General features: G+C 66.5%; 15 protein-coding genes and 1 pseudogene. 7 read left to right on the top strand and 9 right to left on the bottom strand.

Features of this window, described 5'->3' with window-relative positions:
• Positions 1–4 precede the first annotated feature (4 nt).
• Genes cobT through NCR35_RS04480 form a run of 3 tightly spaced genes read left to right on the top strand, consistent with a single transcriptional unit; the run spans position 5 to position 2,374 of the window.
• Positions 5–1,057 (top strand): nicotinate-nucleotide--dimethylbenzimidazole phosphoribosyltransferase, encoded by a 1,053-nt coding sequence (cobT, locus tag NCR35_RS04470; protein WP_250533292.1) that lies wholly within the window; start codon positions 5–7, stop codon positions 1,055–1,057.
• Position 1,058: 1 nt separating this feature from the next.
• Positions 1,059–1,820, top strand: a complete 762-nt coding sequence (locus NCR35_RS04475) for an adenosylcobinamide-GDP ribazoletransferase (RefSeq protein WP_250533293.1) — start codon at positions 1,059–1,061, stop codon at positions 1,818–1,820.
• Positions 1,805–2,374 carry a histidine phosphatase family protein gene (locus NCR35_RS04480; protein ID WP_250533294.1) on the top strand — a complete coding sequence of 190 codons (570 nt, stop codon included), beginning with the start codon at positions 1,805–1,807 and terminating at the stop codon, positions 2,372–2,374. Before NCR35_RS04475 ends, NCR35_RS04480 begins: the two co-directional genes overlap by 16 nt.
• Before the next feature lie 7 nt (positions 2,375–2,381).
• Here NCR35_RS04480 and NCR35_RS04485 read toward each other — a convergent pair whose 3' ends face one another.
• The 4 genes from NCR35_RS04485 to cobU form a co-directional block, all read right to left on the bottom strand.
• Positions 2,382–3,284 (bottom strand): cobalamin-binding protein, encoded by a 903-nt coding sequence (locus NCR35_RS04485; RefSeq protein WP_502801645.1) that lies wholly within the window; start codon positions 3,282–3,284, stop codon positions 2,382–2,384.
• A 390-nt stretch (positions 3,285–3,674) separates the two neighbouring features.
• Positions 3,675–4,670: a threonine-phosphate decarboxylase CobD gene (gene cobD, locus NCR35_RS04490; RefSeq protein ID WP_250533295.1), complete on the bottom strand. Its 996-nt coding sequence runs from the start codon at positions 4,668–4,670 to the stop codon at positions 3,675–3,677.
• Positions 4,663–5,604, bottom strand: coding sequence for an adenosylcobinamide-phosphate synthase CbiB (cbiB, locus tag NCR35_RS04495; RefSeq protein WP_250533296.1), 942 nt, complete (start codon positions 5,602–5,604; stop codon positions 4,663–4,665). Before cbiB ends, cobD begins: the two co-directional genes overlap by 8 nt.
• A gap of 13 nt (positions 5,605–5,617) precedes the next feature.
• The gene (gene cobU, locus NCR35_RS04500; protein ID WP_250533297.1) at positions 5,618–6,166 is read right to left on the bottom strand and encodes a bifunctional adenosylcobinamide kinase/adenosylcobinamide-phosphate guanylyltransferase; all 549 of its coding nucleotides are present in this window, start codon (positions 6,164–6,166) and stop codon (positions 5,618–5,620) included.
• Between the two features lie 56 nt (positions 6,167–6,222).
• Between cobU and NCR35_RS04505 the strand changes: the two genes are divergently transcribed.
• A complete protein-coding gene (locus NCR35_RS04505; RefSeq protein ID WP_250533298.1) occupies positions 6,223–7,695 on the top strand; it encodes a cobyric acid synthase in 1,473 nt (490 codons plus the stop codon).
• 5 nt (positions 7,696–7,700) lie between these two features.
• Here NCR35_RS04505 and NCR35_RS04510 read toward each other — a convergent pair whose 3' ends face one another.
• Positions 7,701–8,117 carry a PaaI family thioesterase gene (locus NCR35_RS04510; protein ID WP_244848089.1) on the bottom strand — a complete coding sequence of 139 codons (417 nt, stop codon included), beginning with the start codon at positions 8,115–8,117 and terminating at the stop codon, positions 7,701–7,703.
• 177 nt (positions 8,118–8,294) lie between these two features.
• Here NCR35_RS04510 and NCR35_RS04515 point away from each other — a divergent pair, with 177 nt between their 5' ends.
• Positions 8,295–8,921 carry a nucleotide-binding protein gene (locus tag NCR35_RS04515; RefSeq protein WP_250533303.1) on the top strand — a complete coding sequence of 209 codons (627 nt, stop codon included), beginning with the start codon at positions 8,295–8,297 and terminating at the stop codon, positions 8,919–8,921.
• A 56-nt stretch (positions 8,922–8,977) separates the two neighbouring features.
• Here NCR35_RS04515 and panD read toward each other — a convergent pair whose 3' ends face one another.
• The 4 genes from panD to NCR35_RS04535 form a co-directional block, all read right to left on the bottom strand.
• Entirely contained in the window at positions 8,978–9,364 is a 387-nt protein-coding gene (gene panD, locus NCR35_RS04520; RefSeq protein WP_206467731.1) for an aspartate 1-decarboxylase, read from the bottom strand.
• Between the two features lie 14 nt (positions 9,365–9,378).
• A complete protein-coding gene (gene panC, locus NCR35_RS04525; RefSeq protein ID WP_250533308.1) occupies positions 9,379–10,212 on the bottom strand; it encodes a pantoate--beta-alanine ligase in 834 nt (277 codons plus the stop codon).
• Positions 10,213–10,284: 72 nt separating this feature from the next.
• Positions 10,285–11,112, bottom strand: coding sequence for a segregation and condensation protein A (locus tag NCR35_RS04530; protein ID WP_175940607.1), 828 nt, complete (start codon positions 11,110–11,112; stop codon positions 10,285–10,287).
• A gap of 59 nt (positions 11,113–11,171) precedes the next feature.
• Entirely contained in the window at positions 11,172–11,360 is a 189-nt protein-coding gene (locus tag NCR35_RS04535) for a DUF3460 family protein (RefSeq protein ID WP_250533325.1), read from the bottom strand.
• 497 nt (positions 11,361–11,857) lie between these two features.
• On the opposite strand from NCR35_RS04535, the gene NCR35_RS04540 reads away from it, so the two are divergent.
• Positions 11,858–13,564 carry an autotransporter assembly complex protein TamA gene (locus NCR35_RS04540; protein WP_250533326.1) on the top strand — a complete coding sequence of 569 codons (1,707 nt, stop codon included), beginning with the start codon at positions 11,858–11,860 and terminating at the stop codon, positions 13,562–13,564.
• Between the two features lie 7 nt (positions 13,565–13,571).
• Positions 13,572–14,725: pseudogene (locus tag NCR35_RS04545) on the top strand (translocation/assembly module TamB domain-containing protein); the annotation flags it as partial.

Here is a 14,725-nt window from a genome sequence, read left to right on the forward strand (position 1 = left end):
GCCGATGTCCACTGCCCACGCGCTGCCCAAGCCTAGCCCGCTCGACCGCAGCATCGAACCGGAAATGCGCCGCATCATCGACATGAAGACGAAGCCGCCCGGCAGTCTCGGCCGGCTCGAAACGCTCGCGCTGCAAATGGGGCTGATCCAGCAGACGACGAAGCCGCGCATCGAGCGTCCCGCGATGATCGTGTTCGCGGGCGATCACGGCATCGCGGCTGAAGGCGTGAGTCCGTATCCGCAGGAAGTGACGGCGCAGATGGTCGCGAATTTTTTGGCGGGCGGTGCGGCGATCAACGCGTTGTCGCGCTCGGTCGGCATGGCGCTCGAAGTGGTCGATGCGGGCGTCGCGACGCCCATTCCGGTCGATCATGGCTACGAGCGATTGTCACTCGGACTCGGCACGCGCAACTTCGCGCGCGAGGCGGCGATGTCGCGCGAGACGGCGCTCGAAGGCATCGCGCGGGGCGCGTCGCGTGTGCGCCATCACGCGTCGCTCGGGACGAACGTGATCGGCTTCGGCGAAATGGGCATCGCGAACACGTCGGCGGCGGCGTGCCTGATGAGCCGCTTGTGCGCGTTGCCTATCGACGAATGCGTCGGCCGCGGCACGGGTCTCGACGATCGCGGCCTCGCGCATAAACGCGATGTGCTCGGGCGCGCGCTCGTGTCGCATGCGGCGAGCGGCGACGCGATCGACACGCTTGCCACGTTCGGCGGCTTCGAGATAGCAATGATGACGGGCGCGTATCTCGCGGCGGCAGAAGCGCGCATGACCATTCTCGTCGATGGCTTCATCGCGACGTCCGCGCTGCTCGTCGCGTCGCGGATCGAGCCGGACGTGCGCGAATACTGCGTGTTCGCGCATGCATCGAACGAAGCGGGGCATCAGCGCATGCTCGCGCATCTGGACGCCGCGCCGCTCTTGCAACTCGAGATGCGTCTGGGCGAAGGCACGGGCGCGGCCCTCGCCCTGCCGATCATGCGCGCGGCCGTGGCTTTCGTCGATGAAATGGCGAGCTTCGATGCGGCGGGCGTCTCGAACAAACAAGCCTGACATGAACCGGCCGCTCGACGAACTGCGCTATTTCTTCACGGCGCTCGGCTATTTCACGCGCGTGCCGGTACCGCGTTGGGTCGGCTTCGAGCGCGACTATCTGAACGCGGCGGCGCGCTACTTTCCGCTCGTCGGCGCGATGGTCGGCGGCGTCGCGGCGCTCGTGTATCTTGCTGCGCTGCGCGTCTTTCCCGCAGGCATCGCGGTGCTGCTTTCGATGGCCGCGACGCTTTTGCTCACCGGCGCATTCCACGAAGACGGACTCGCCGATTGCGCCGATGCTTTCGGCGGCGGCTACACGCGCGACGACGTGCTGCGCATCATGCACGATTCGCGCATCGGCGCATTCGGCGCGATTGCGCTCGTCATCGCGCTCTTGCTGAAATGGCAGAGCCTCGCGGCGCTGCCGCCGATTCGTGCAGTAGTCCTGATGATCGCCGCGCACGCCGCGAGCCGCGCGTTCGCGATCAGCTATCTCGTCACGCTCGATTACGTGCGCGCCGAAGGCAAGGCGAAGCCGGTCGCGCAGCGCATGAGCGCGACGTCCTTCGCGATCGCGATGCTCTTCGGTTTGCCGTGGCTCTTTTGCTTCGGCTGGAAGTTTGCGTGCGTCGCGATTGCCGTGCTCGCGTTGCTGCGCGTGGTCGCGGGGCGTTACTTCGTGCGGCGCATCGGCGGCTATACGGGCGACTGCCTCGGCTGTGCGCAGCAGATTCTCGAAATCGCGATCTATCTCGTCGGGCTCGCATGGACCTCGTATTGATACGTCACCCGGCTGTGGCCGTCGATGAAGGCGTCTGCTACGGCCAAACCGAAGTGCCGCTTGCCCGCGATGCGCACGCTTCGGCGCGTGAGATCGACGCGCGCATGCGTTCGCTCGATGTTCCCGCTTGCGTCGATGGATGGCACACGAGTCCTTTGCGCCGATGCGCTTTGCTGGCCGAGGCGCTCGGCACGGCCCGCATCGACGCGCGGCTCTGCGAACTGCATTTCGGCGCGTGGGAAGGTCGCGCGTGGAACGATATCGACCGCGCGCTCATCGACGCGTGGGCCGCCGATATCGAACATGCGCGTCCGCACGGCGGCGAGAGTCTCGCGCAGTTCAGCGAGCGCGTGACGGGATGGTTCGATGAGACGTGCGCGAATGCGTCGAATGCGGTGCATGTGGTCGCGCATGCGGGCGTGGTGCGCGTGCTCGCGGCGCATTTGCTGCGTGTGGATCGGGCGAGCGTGCTGCAATGGCCGATTGCGTTCGGTGGGATCGTGCAGCTTCGGCGGTTCGGTACGGGGTGGGGGCTCGTGCGGTGGAATGCGTAGCGCTTTGCTAACGCCGCTTCCGCGCCAAATCCAAATCACGACAAAGCTGCGCCGCCCCTAGCGCCAGACGCGGCGTCGGCCGATTGATCAGATCGCCGTCGATGCCGAACAGATTGCCACGCGCGACCGCCGTCAGCGACGTCCACTGCTTCCACCGGTCGAGCGCGGGCAACGGGCGGTCGGGCTTCGTCGCGCCGGGCGTCGCGGTCACGATCGCTTCGGGGTTCGCGGCGAGCACGGCTTCGGTCGAAACGGTCGGCACGCGCGGCGCTTCGGCAGCGAACACGTTCACGCCGCCGCATAGCCCGATCACTTCGCTGAACACGTTGTCGCGATTGAGCGTCATCAGCGGATCGTCCCACACCTGATAGAACACGCGCACCGGCGGCAGTTGCGCGTATTGCGCGCGCAGAGCCGCGATATCGCGCGTGACAGCCGTCGATGCGGCGCGCGCCGTGTCTTCCGTGCCGAGCAGCGCGCCGAGCTTGTCGATGCTTGCGGGAATATCGGCGAGGTGCTTCGGCTCGCTGAAGAAGAGCGGGATGCCGAGCGCCTTGAGCTTGTCCGTCTGACGCGCCGCATTGCCGTGCCGCCATACGACGATCAGATCCGGATGCAGCGCGACGATTCGTTCGAGATCGAGCGCCTTGTTGTCGCCGACGCGCGGAATCGACTGCGCTTCCTTCGGATAATCGCTATAGCTCACCGTGCCGACAATGCGCGCGCCGCCGCCCGCCGCGTACAGCAACTCGGTGACATGCGGCGCGAGACTCACGACGCGCGTCGCGGGCGCAGGGAGCGTTACGGGCGCGCCGGTGTCGTCCGTGACGGTCAGCGACGCGTGAGCCTGGTTCATTGCGAAGAGGGCGGCGCATGTGGCGAGACGCAAGTTGAACGTGCGCGTCGTCATGCGGCGATCTGCGCAGGCGCGGGCCATGTCAGTGGGGCGTGGGCGTGATTCATTGGAAAGAGGGCGACGCATGCGATTAAGTGCAGTCTCCATGTGCGCGCCTTCATGCGGCGATTCTCGGGCGCCGCAATGCCAGCGACGCACGGGCGTGATTCATCGCGAAGACGGCGACGCACGCGGCGAGACGCAGGTTCAACTTCCGCGTTGTCATGCGTCCGTCTCCGTGGGCGCGGGCCATGACAGCGGGGCGTGGGCGTGATGCATCGGCAAGAGGGCGACGCATGCGGTTGAGTGCAGGCTCCATCTTCGCGCCTTCATGCGGCGGTCTCCGCTGGCACCGGCAGTTCAACGACGCGTGAGCTCGATTCATCGGGAAGACGGCGACCCAGTTCATCCGACGATCTCCGCGAGCGCCCGTTCGAGCCGCGCCCAGTCCCCTTCGCTGCCCGGCAGACCGATGCGCAGACTCGGCGTCATATCGGACCGCTCGAAGAGCCGCGTCCAGACTCCGCGCATCGCCAGTTCGTGTTGCAGCGACCGCGCGCGCGGCGTTTGCGTCCATGCGAACAGCGGCGTGCCGCGCACATCGAACCCATGTCGCGCGATGGTTGCGGCGAGTCGCGCGCCGTCGCGCTGCAAACGCTCGCGCGTCTCGGCCTGCCACGCGTGATCGGCAAAGGCGGCCATGACCGCATGCCGCGCCGGTCCGCCGACGGTCCACGCGCCCAGCGCGTCGCGCAACGCGTCGAGCAACGCGGGCGCGGCGAGCACGAAGCCCGAGCGGATGCCCGCCAGCCCGAAGAACTTGCCGACCGAACGCAGCACGACGAGACCATCGCGGGCGGTGTCACTGGCGAGCGACGCGGCGGGATCGGCGTCGGCGAACGCTTCATCGACGATCAGCGTGCCGCCGCGCGAAGCCAAGCGCGCGTGCCAGCGCAGAAGCGTTTCGCGGCCGAGCCGCTCAGCCGTCGGGTTATTCGGATTCGCGACGATCACGTGATCGAGGGACGCAGGCAACGCCGCGCAGGCGACATTGAGCGGCACCACGCGATGCCCCGCGCGCGCAAACGCCGGCGCATATTCGCCGTAAGTCAGCGGCGCGACGCCCACCGTGCCGCGCTCGAGCAGATACGGCAGCGCGCGGATCGCCGCTTGCGAGCCCGCCACCGGCAGCGCGAGCGGCGCGCCGTAGTAACGCGCGGCGCAATCGGCGAGGCCGTCGTCGTCTTCGGGCAGGCGTCGCCACGCGTCGGGCGGCACGGGCGGCACCGGATAGCCGCACGGATTGATGCCCGTCGAGAGATCGAGCCAGTCGTCGAGCGGTATCGAATAGCGGCGGGCGGCGTAGCGCAGATTGCCGCCATGCGGAATCGGATCAGGCATTCGTCGTCACACTCAGGATGGCGAGGACCAGAAACACGGCGAGCCACAGCAGCACCGAACGGTCGATGAGCCGCAGCGCCGCCACCACATGCCAGGGCGTCGCGTTGTGGCCCGCGCCGAGCGTCGGCCGCGCTTCGAGCACGCCGTGATAGACCGCCGCGCCGCCGATCAGCACGTTCAGGCTGCCCGCGCCCGCGGCCATCACCGGCCCGGCGTTCGGACTGTCCCACGAACGCGCCTGCGTGCGCCAGCAGTGCCACGCCATGCCGGTGTCGCCGGTGAGCGCGTAGCTCGCGGCCGTGAGACGCGCGGGGATGTAGTTGAGCACGTCGTCGAAGCGCGCCGCCGCCCAGCCGAAGCGCAGATAGCGCGGCGTGCGATAACCCCACATCGCGTCGAGCGTGTTCGCGAGCCGGAACGCGAGCGCGCCAGGCCCGCCCGCGATCGCGAACCAGAAGAGCGCGCCGAAGATCGCGTCGTTGCCGTTCTCAAGCGCCGATTCGACCGCCGCGCGCGACAACGCCAGCTCGTCGGCCTGCGACGTATCGCGCGACACGATGCGCGAGGTGAGCGTTCTCGCGCCGTCGAGATCGCCGAGACTGAGCGCCCGCGCAATCGGCGCGATGTGTTCGCGCAAACTCTTCGCGCCGAGCGCGAACCACAGCAGCATCACGTGAACGATGCAGGCGTACGCGAACGGCAGCACGCTCACGACGAGCCACGCGATGCAAACCGGCGGCGCGACCGCGAGGATCCACGCGAGAATCCCCGCCGGCCGCGCGCGACGCCCGGTGTTGAGCCGCGCTTCGAGCTTCGTCGCGAACTGGCCGAACGCCACGAGCGGATGCCGCCCGCGCGGCTCGCCGAAGATGCGATCGACGATCACGCCGAGCACGGCGAGCAGCGACATCGCGTAGACGGAAAGGAGAAGCATGACGTTTGGCCCCTCAGCCCTTGAGCACGAGCGGCAGGCCCGCGACCATCAACATGGCGCGCGTGCTGGCGGCCGCGACGCGCTGGTTCAGCCGGCCGAGTTCGTCGACGTAGAGGCGCGTGACCGAGCCGAGCGGCACCACGCCGAGCCCGATCTCGTTGCTCACGACGATGACCTTGCCGCGCGCATCGGCGAGGGCGCGGTCGAAGGCATCGAATGCCTGGGTGGCGGCGGGCGGCAGCGTGGCGGGCTCGTCGAAGGAGGCATCGGCAGGGCAGAGCAGATTCGCGAGCCAGAGCGTGAGGCAGTCGATCAGCACGCACTGTCCCGCGCGGTCCGCCTCGCGCAACCCGCCCGCGAGATCGAGCGGCGCTTCGGCGAGCGTCCAGTGCGCGGGCCGGCGCAACCGATGATGCCGCACGCGCTCGGCGAACTCGGCATCGCCGATGCGCGCCGTCGCGATATACGTGACGGGCAGGCCGCTGTCGTCGGCGAGGCGTTCGGCGTGCGCGCTCTTGCCGGAGCGAGCGCCGCCGAGAATGAACGTGATGTCGGGGATCATCGCAATATTGTACTGACGGGCTAAGATAGCGCGTCGTTCTTCATGGGAATCCTCCGATGCCCTTCACTCCGCGCGGCACGTTGATGATTCAGGGCACCACGTCCGATGCCGGCAAGAGCACGCTCGTCGCGGGTCTGTGCCGTCTCGCGCGGCGCGGTGGCGTGCGCGTCGCGCCGTTCAAGCCGCAGAACATGGCGCTCAACAGCGCGGTGACGATCGACGGCGGCGAGATCGGCCGCGCGCAGGCGTTGCAGGCGGTCGCGGCGGGCGTGCCCGCGCGCATCGACTTCAATCCGGTGCTGCTCAAGCCGACGAGCGATCGCGGCGCGCAGGTCATCATCCACGGCCACGCGCATGCCAATCTCGACGCGCGCGCTTACCACGCGTACAAAAGCATCGCCTTCGATGCCGTCTTGCAGTCGTACGCGCGCCTGCAGGCCGACTTCGACGCGGTGATCGTGGAAGGCGCGGGCAGTCCCGCCGAGATCAACTTGCGCGACCGCGATATCGCGAACATGGGCTTCGCCGAGCGCGTCGATTGTCCGGTGGTGCTGGTGGCGGACATCGATCGCGGCGGCGTGTTCGCGCATCTCGTCGGCACGCTCGCGTGTCTGTCGGAGAGCGAGCGGGCGCGCGTGCGGGGCTTCGTCATCAACCGGTTTCGCGGCGATATCGGCCTTCTGAGGCCGGGGCTCGACTGGCTCGAAGCGCAGACCGGCAAGCCCGTGCTCGGCGTGCTGCCGTATTTGCACGGCCTCACGCTCGATGCCGAAGACATGCTGCCGCGTGATTCCCGTACGCCGAGCGACAGCGCCGCGCTGAAGGTGATCGTGCCCGCGTTGCCGCGCATCAGCAATCACACGGACTTCGATGCGCTGCGGGCGCATCCTCAGGTCGATTTCGAGTACGTGCGCGCGGGCGTCGCGCCGCCGCCTGCGGATCTGATCGTGCTGCCGGGGTCGAAAAGCGTGCAGCGCGATCTCGCGTGGCTGCGCGAGCACGGCTGGGATCGCGCGATCACCCGGCATCTTCGGTACGGCGGGAAAGTGCTCGGCATTTGCGGCGGCATGCAGATGCTCGGCCGCGAGATCGACGATCCCGATGGCGTGGAAAGCGCGGCGGGGCGTGTTGCGGGTCTCGGCCTGCTCGATCTGTACACGGTGCTCGCGCCGCAAAAGCAACTGGAGAACGTCACTGGACGGCTCTTGATCGGCGCGACGAACGCGCCCGTGCGCGGCTACGAGATTCACATGGGCCGCACGAGCGGCGCGGCGCTGGACAGGCCGTTGGTCGCGCTGGATTCGGGGCGCGTCGATGGCGCGATATCGGACGATGGACAAATCGCCGCGACGTATCTGCACGGCGTCTTCGATACGCCCGAAGCCTGCGCCGCGCTGCTCGCGTGGGCCGGCGTCGGTGATGCCGCGCCGCTCGACTATCCGGCGCTGCGCGAGGCGTCTCTGGAACGGCTCGCGGATGCGTTCGCGAAGTCGCTCGATCTGGATGCGGTCGCGGCGTTGTTCGAATAAGGGCGTCAGTACAGGATCATCTGCGTACACCGAAACATCGCGATCAGCTTGCCGTCGCCGTTCGTCACCGTCGCGTCCCACACGTGCGTGCTGCGTCCGAGATGCACGGCGCTCGCCTTCGCGACGATCTTCCCCTCGCGCGCCGTCGAAACGTGGTTGCTCTTGAGTTCGAGCGTCGTGAAGTTTTGCGCCTTCTCCGGCAGATGCGCGATGCACGCATAGCCGCAGCACGTATCCGCGAGCCCGACGACGGTGGCCGCGTGCAGAAAGCCGTTCGGCGCGAGCAGTTCCGGGCGGATCACGAGTTCGCCGCTGAGCGCGCCTTCATCGAGCGAAAGCAACTGGATGCCGAGCAGATCGGGCAGGCGGCCTTTCTGGCGGTGGCGCAAGAAGTCGAGCGTGACGTCGGGGCGTAGGGGCATGAGCGGTCATCCGGTCGAGTAGAGAAAGCGCGCGCCATCGGCCAACCGGCCAGCGTGCCGCGCGTGTCGTTTGCCGATATTATCAACGGCTCGAATCATGTATCCGTTCTATAACGACGAAACCGTGCGCGCGGCTTCCGCACTTTCTCGCGCGCCGTACAAATATCAGGACATTCCATGACCGTGATCGTGGTGGCAAATCCGAAAGGCGGCGTCGGCAAGAGCACGCTCGCAACGAACCTGGCAGGCTATTTCGCCGCGAACGGCGAATGGGTCGCGCTCGCCGATCTCGACAAGCAACGCTCGGCGCACGGCTGGCTTTCGCTGCGCGTCGACACCCTGCCGACAATCGAGGAATGGGGCGTGAATCCCGATGCGCCCGTGAAGCCGCCGAAAGGTCTGGAAAAAGCCATCGTCGATACACCGGCCGGCGTGCACGGCAACCGGCTCGCGCTGGCGCTGCAACTGGCCGACAAGGTGATCGTGCCGTTGCAGCCGTCCATGTTCGACATTCTCGCGACGCAGGAATTTCTCGCGAAGCTGGCGAAGGAAAAGGCGGTGCGCAAAGGCTCGATACAGGTGGGCGTGGTCGGCATGCGCGTCGATGCGCGCACGCGCTCGGCGGACCAACTGCATCGTTTCGTGGAAGGGCTCGACCTCCCTGTGCTGGCCTTTCTGCGCGACACGCAAAACTACGTGCAGCTCGCGGCGCACGGTCTCACCATCTGGGATGTCGCGCCAAGCCGCGTCGAGAAGGATCTGGAGCAGTGGCAGCCGATCATCGACTGGGCGCAGAAAAAATAAAAAGCCGGCGCTCCGTGACGGATGCGCCGGCTTCGTGCGGGCAAAGCTCCGACGATTTACGTCCAGTTTTGCGTCGGCACGTGATCGCGGCTGCCCTTGATGCGGTTGTTCTCATCGACGAAGACGAGATTCGGCTTCCAGCCCGCCGCGATCTCCTGTTCGTCCACCTGCGCGAATGCCGCAATGATGACGAGATCGCCCAGTTGCGCGCGCCGCGCCGCCGACCCGTTCAGCGAAATCATGCCGCTGCCGCGCTCGCCCTTGATCGCGTACGTGGTCAGGCGCTCGCCGTTGTTCACGTTCCAGATGTCGATTTGCTCGTTCTCCAGGAGATTCGCCGCTTCGAGCAGATCCTCGTCGATGGCGCACGAGCCTTCGTAGTGCAGCTCGCAGTGCGTAACCGTCGCGCGATGAATCTTCGATTTGAGCATGGTGCGTTGCATGTTGCGGACTTCCTTCAGATTTCCAGATTGTCGATGAGGCGCGTCGCGCCGAGCTTCGCGGCGGCGAGCACGACGAGCGGCGCGTCCGCGTCCGCCTCGCCCGGCGCGAGCAGATCGGCGCGCTTGCGCACGCTCACGTAGTCGGGCTTCCAGCCGCGCTCGGCGAGCGCGTTCATGGCGTCGCGTTCCAGTGCGGCGATATCGCGGTTTCCCGACAGCACGGCTTGGCGCACGCGCTGCAGTTGCGCGGCAAGCTGCGGCGCTTCCGCGCGCTCGGCAGGCGACAGAAAGCGGTTGCGCGACGACAGCGCGAGGCCGTCTTCATCGCGCACGGTCTCGGCGGCGACGATCTCCGTCGGCAGCGCGAACTGGTGGCACATCTGCCGCACGATCATCAACTGCTGGTAGTCCTTCTTGCCGAACACCGCGACGCGCGGCTGCACGCACGACATCAGCTTCATCACGACGGTACACACGCCATGAAAGAAGCCGGGGCGGAATTCGCCTTCGAGAATGTCGCCGAGATTGTGCGGCGGGTGCACGCGATACTGCTGCGGCTCCGGGTACATGTCCTTTTCGGTCGGCGCGAAGAGCACGTAGACGTTCTCGCTTTGCAGCTTTTCGATGTCGTCCTGCAACGTGCGCGGATATTTGTCGAAGTCTTCGTTCGGCCCGAATTGCAGGCGGTTCACGAAAATGCTCGCGACCACGGGATCGCCATGCTGACGCGCGAGCCGCATCAGCGAGAGATGGCCTTCGTGAAGATTGCCCATCGTCGGGACGAAGGCGGTTCGGTTCTGGCCGCGCAACTGGTCGCGCAGTTCATGGATCGAGCTGATGACTTTCATCGAGCGGGTGTCTCCTGGCGGGCGGCGTGAAAAACGGCTGCCCCGAGGCAAATGTGGGAGAAAAGCGGGTTCTTAGGCAGGAGAGTACGCCAGCCGGACGTAGATGGGCGCATACGGCTCGGCCTGCGTGATTTCGAGCAGCGATTCGCGCGACAACTCCAGCATCGCGATGAAGTTCACGACGACCACCGGCACGCCGCGCGACGTATCGAAAAGCTCCGTGAACTCCATGAAGCGCGCGGTTTGCAGGCGGCGCAGGATGATGCTCATGTGCTCGCGCACCGAAAGCTCTTCGCGCGAAATCTTGTGATGCTGCACGAGCTTTGCGCGCTTGATGACGTCGGCCCAGGCGGCGCGCAGGTCGTTCATGTCGACGTCCGGGAAGCGCTGCACCGACGCCTGCTCGATGTATACCTCCGCGCGCAGAAAGTCGCGGCCGAGTTGCGGCAACTGGTCGATGCGCTGCGCCGCGAGCTTCATCTGCTCGTATTCGAGCAGCCGGCGCACGAGTTCGGCGCGCGGGTCTTCGGCGTCCTCGCCGGTGTCGGCCTTCTTGACCGGCAGCAGCATGCGCGACTTGATCTCGATGAGCATGGCCGCCATCAGCAGATATTCCGACGCGAGTTCCAGATTCGACTGGCGAATCTGGTCCACGTAGCCGAGATACTGCGCGGTGACATCCGCCATCGGAATGTCGAGCACGTTGAAATTCTGCTTGCGGATCAGGTAGAGCAGCAGGTCCAGCGGGCCTTCGAACGCTTCCAGAAAGACTTCGAGCGCGTCCGGCGGAATGTAGAGATCCGTCGGCAGCTTCCATAGCGGCTCGCCGTACAGATGCGCGATCGCGACGCCGTCGATGGTGTCGGGCGTCGAATCGGTCGCGGGCGCGGCGAGCGCCACGTCGCGAGTCTCGCGTGCATCTTCCCGCGCTGCTTGCGGCTCGTGGCCGGCGCTCACGTTCAGAAGTTCTGGTAGTACACGTAAGGGGTCTGCTTCACGCGCGAGCTTTGCTGACGCGCGCGCTCGTCGAGATCGACGGGCTGTTTGTCCCACAGGAGCGCGCGGCCGCGGCGCTGTTCGTCTTCCAGCGTGGGTTTCTGCGCTTTCAGCTGATTGATGAACTGGGTGATGTCCGACTGATACATGATGCGGCTTCCGTTGAGTCGATTCTGTTCGATGAGGGCGGCGCGCCCGGGCAATCGGGCGCGCGAGTTCGTCGGCGATTTTACCGCAAGGAGAGGCGCGGTCCACGCATATCGGCGCTTGCCGCGCTCGCGTGCGGAACCCGCCGGGGTCTCGCGCCGTCCAACGGCGCACGGCTTTCGTGCCGTACCGTGCTTTTTTGCGTCGCCCGCGCGCATCGATGTGGTGAAATAGCGCCTGCGCCATGCCGCTTGAGCCGCACCTGAGCCGCACCTGAGCTGCACCTGAGCTGCACCGAAGCCGCACCCGCTGGACCGCTTCACCTTTCGATTCCCACTCATCCCGATGCCGGAGGTCACGTTTGGCGGGGCGTTTGTCTGATTCGCTGCGCGCGCTGCGCAACCTGGCCGCAACACCGCGCACAGCGAAACCGTTTGCGCCTCCTGGCCGCAATCGCCCGGCCGCCGTCGCCGGTTTCCGCCGTGCGTCGGCTGCGCTCGCGGTGCTTGCATTGCTGGCGGCCGCGACGCCCGCCTTCGCGAAATACGACGTGGACATCGACGCCCCGCGCAGCATCAAGAAGCTGTTGCAGGATCATCTCGACCTCGCGCGTTTCGCCAAGCGCGACGACGTGAGCGACGACCAGTTCCAGTTCCTCGTCACCGCCACGCCGAAAGACGTGCGCGATCTCGTCGCGACCGAGGGCTATTTCACGCCGGTCGTGCGCACGGACGTCAACACGGCAGGCGAGAAGCGTTCGGTGAAAGTCAGCGTCGATCCCGGTCCGCAGACGAAAGTCGCTTCGGTGGACCTGAAGTTCACGGGCGCGGTGACGACAGAAGACCGCGCGCAGGAAAACGCCGCGCGGTTCGCGTTTTCGGTCAACGAAGGCGACGCCTTCTCGCAGCACGCCTGGGACGACGCGAAGAGCGCGGCGCTGCGCGCGCTGCAATCGCGCCGCTATCTCGGCGCGCGCATCGTTCGCTCGCAGGCGCGCATCAATCCGCGCACGCAGATGGCGGATCTCTCGGTCACGTTCGACAGCGGTCCGACCTTCACCTTCGGCAAGCTCGATATCAGCGGCACGAAGCGTTATCCGCAAAAGATCATCGAGAACGTGAATCCGATTCATGAAGGCGAAATCTACGACATCGCCCGCGTGAACGAGCTTCAGCGGCAGGTGCAGAACACGCCGTATTACGCGAGCGTCGCCATCGACGCGAGCAACGACGTCACGAAGCCCGTCGAGACACCGCTGCACATCAAGGTGAGCGAGTATCCGTACAACAGCGTGCGCTACGGCGTCGGCTATGCCACGGACACGGGCTTTCACATTCAGGGCGCTTACAGCTATCTGAATACGTTCGGCGCGGCGTATCCGTTCACTATCTCCGGCCGGCTCGACCAGACGCAGCAGTACGGCCGCGTGCAACTCGCCATGCCGCCGGATTCGCGCGGCTGGGTCAACGCGGTGTTCGGCTCGTACACGATCACGGACGTATCCGATACGAAGATCTACAGCGCGCGTGTCGGCGTGCAGCGTTCGCGCTCGACGCAGAACATCGACACCACGTACTCGCTGACCTTTTACGACGACCGTCTCACGCAGAACGAGCCGAACCCGTCGACCGCGCGCGCGCTCGTGCCCGCGTGGACGTGGGTGCGCCGCGACGTCGACGATCCGCTGTTTCCGCGCCGCGGCAACGTGATTCGGGCGGAAGCGGGCTTCGCCGTGAAAAACGTCATGACCGATCAGACGTTCGCGCGCCTCTACACGAATGCGCAGCAGTACCTGCCGCTCGGCAAGAACGATTTGCTGGTGTTTCGCGCCGAGTTCGGCGGCGTGTTTACGACCGGGCCGTCGAGCGGCGTGCCGGCGTCGCTGCTGTTTCGCGCGGGCGGCGCGAATTCGGTGCGCGGTTATAGCTATCTGGGTATCGGCCACAATGTGTCCGGTTCGGTGTTGCCGACGAAGTACATGGTGACGGGCAGCAGCGAATATCAGCACTGGTTCACGCACGACTGGGGCGGCGCGGTGTTCTTCGACATCGGCACGGCGACCGATACATGGCACGAGCGCGTGTTCCAGCCGGGCGTGGGCGTCGGCGCGCGCTGGCGCAGCCCGGTCGGGCCGGTCAACGTGGACGTCGCATACGGCCTTAAGAACAAGAGCATCAAGCCGTATCTGACGCTCGGCATCGCGTTCTGAGCACGCCATGAGCGATATTCCCGACAACGAACGCATGACGGAACCCGACGCGCAAGCAGGCGGCCACGGCAATGGCGACGCGCCGCAAACTCCGAAAACGCCGCCGCGCCGCAACGGCGGACGGCGCGCGCTGCGCTGGCTCGCGGCGCTGTTGCTCGTCGTTCTCATCATCGTCGTGCTGGCGCTCGGCACGGTGTTCTTCGCGCTCACGACCGAGCACGGCACGCGCTATCTGTGGCAGGCGGCGACCTCGCTCCTCGGCGGACGGCTCACCGGCAAGCTGGACGGCGGCGCGGTCGCCTCGGGCCTGCAATTGCGCGATGTCCACTGGAAGAGTCTCGACGGGAAGGGCACCGATATCGCCGTCGACAGCGTGTCGGGCCGCTGGTCGCTCACGCGCGATCCGCTGCGCTTTACCATCGACTATCTGCATGTCGGCACCATCGACGCGCGCATTGCGCCATCGAACGAGCCGAGCAAGAAGACCGAATTGCCGAAGGATTTGCGCCTGCCGATCCAGCTAGTCGTCCGAGATCTGAGCGTCGAAAAACTGCGGCTGCATCAGGGGACGACGACCACTGAGTTCTCGCGCCTGCTCTTCAACGGGCGCAGCGACGGCCGGCATCACGAGGCGACGGTGCAGCGTCTCGACACGCCGTTCGGCGCGGTGACCGCGGCCGCGAAGCTCGACGGCGGCGCGCGGCCGTTTCCCCTCACGGGCGACGTGACTTACGCGGGCAAGGTCAGCGGCGAGACGGTGCAGGTCGGCGCGCGCCTTTCCGGTTCGCTCGAAGACCTCGTCGCCGACGTGGATGCGAGCGGCCTGAAGCTCGCGGGCCAGGCGCACGTCGAAGCGACGCCTTTCGCCGACGTGCCGCTCAAGCTCGCCATCGTCACCGCCGATCACATCAATCCGCAGGCATTCAGCGCGGGTGCGCCCGCTGCCGATCTCGCCGTGCGCGCCGAAGTGAAGCCGGTGCCGGACGCGAAAACCTTCGTGGTGAGCGGGCCGGTGTCGATCGTCAACGCAAAGCCCGGTTCCATCGACAAGAAGCTGCTGCCGCTCATCGACGCGCGGGCGAACGTGCGGCTCGACGCGTCGGCGCAGCGCATCGCGGATCTGAACGTGCGGCTTCTGAAGAACGCGACGATCACGGGCGG

It is taken from the genome of Caballeronia sp. AZ10_KS36 (assembly GCF_023631105.1).
Lineage (GTDB): Bacteria > Pseudomonadota > Gammaproteobacteria > Burkholderiales > Burkholderiaceae > Caballeronia.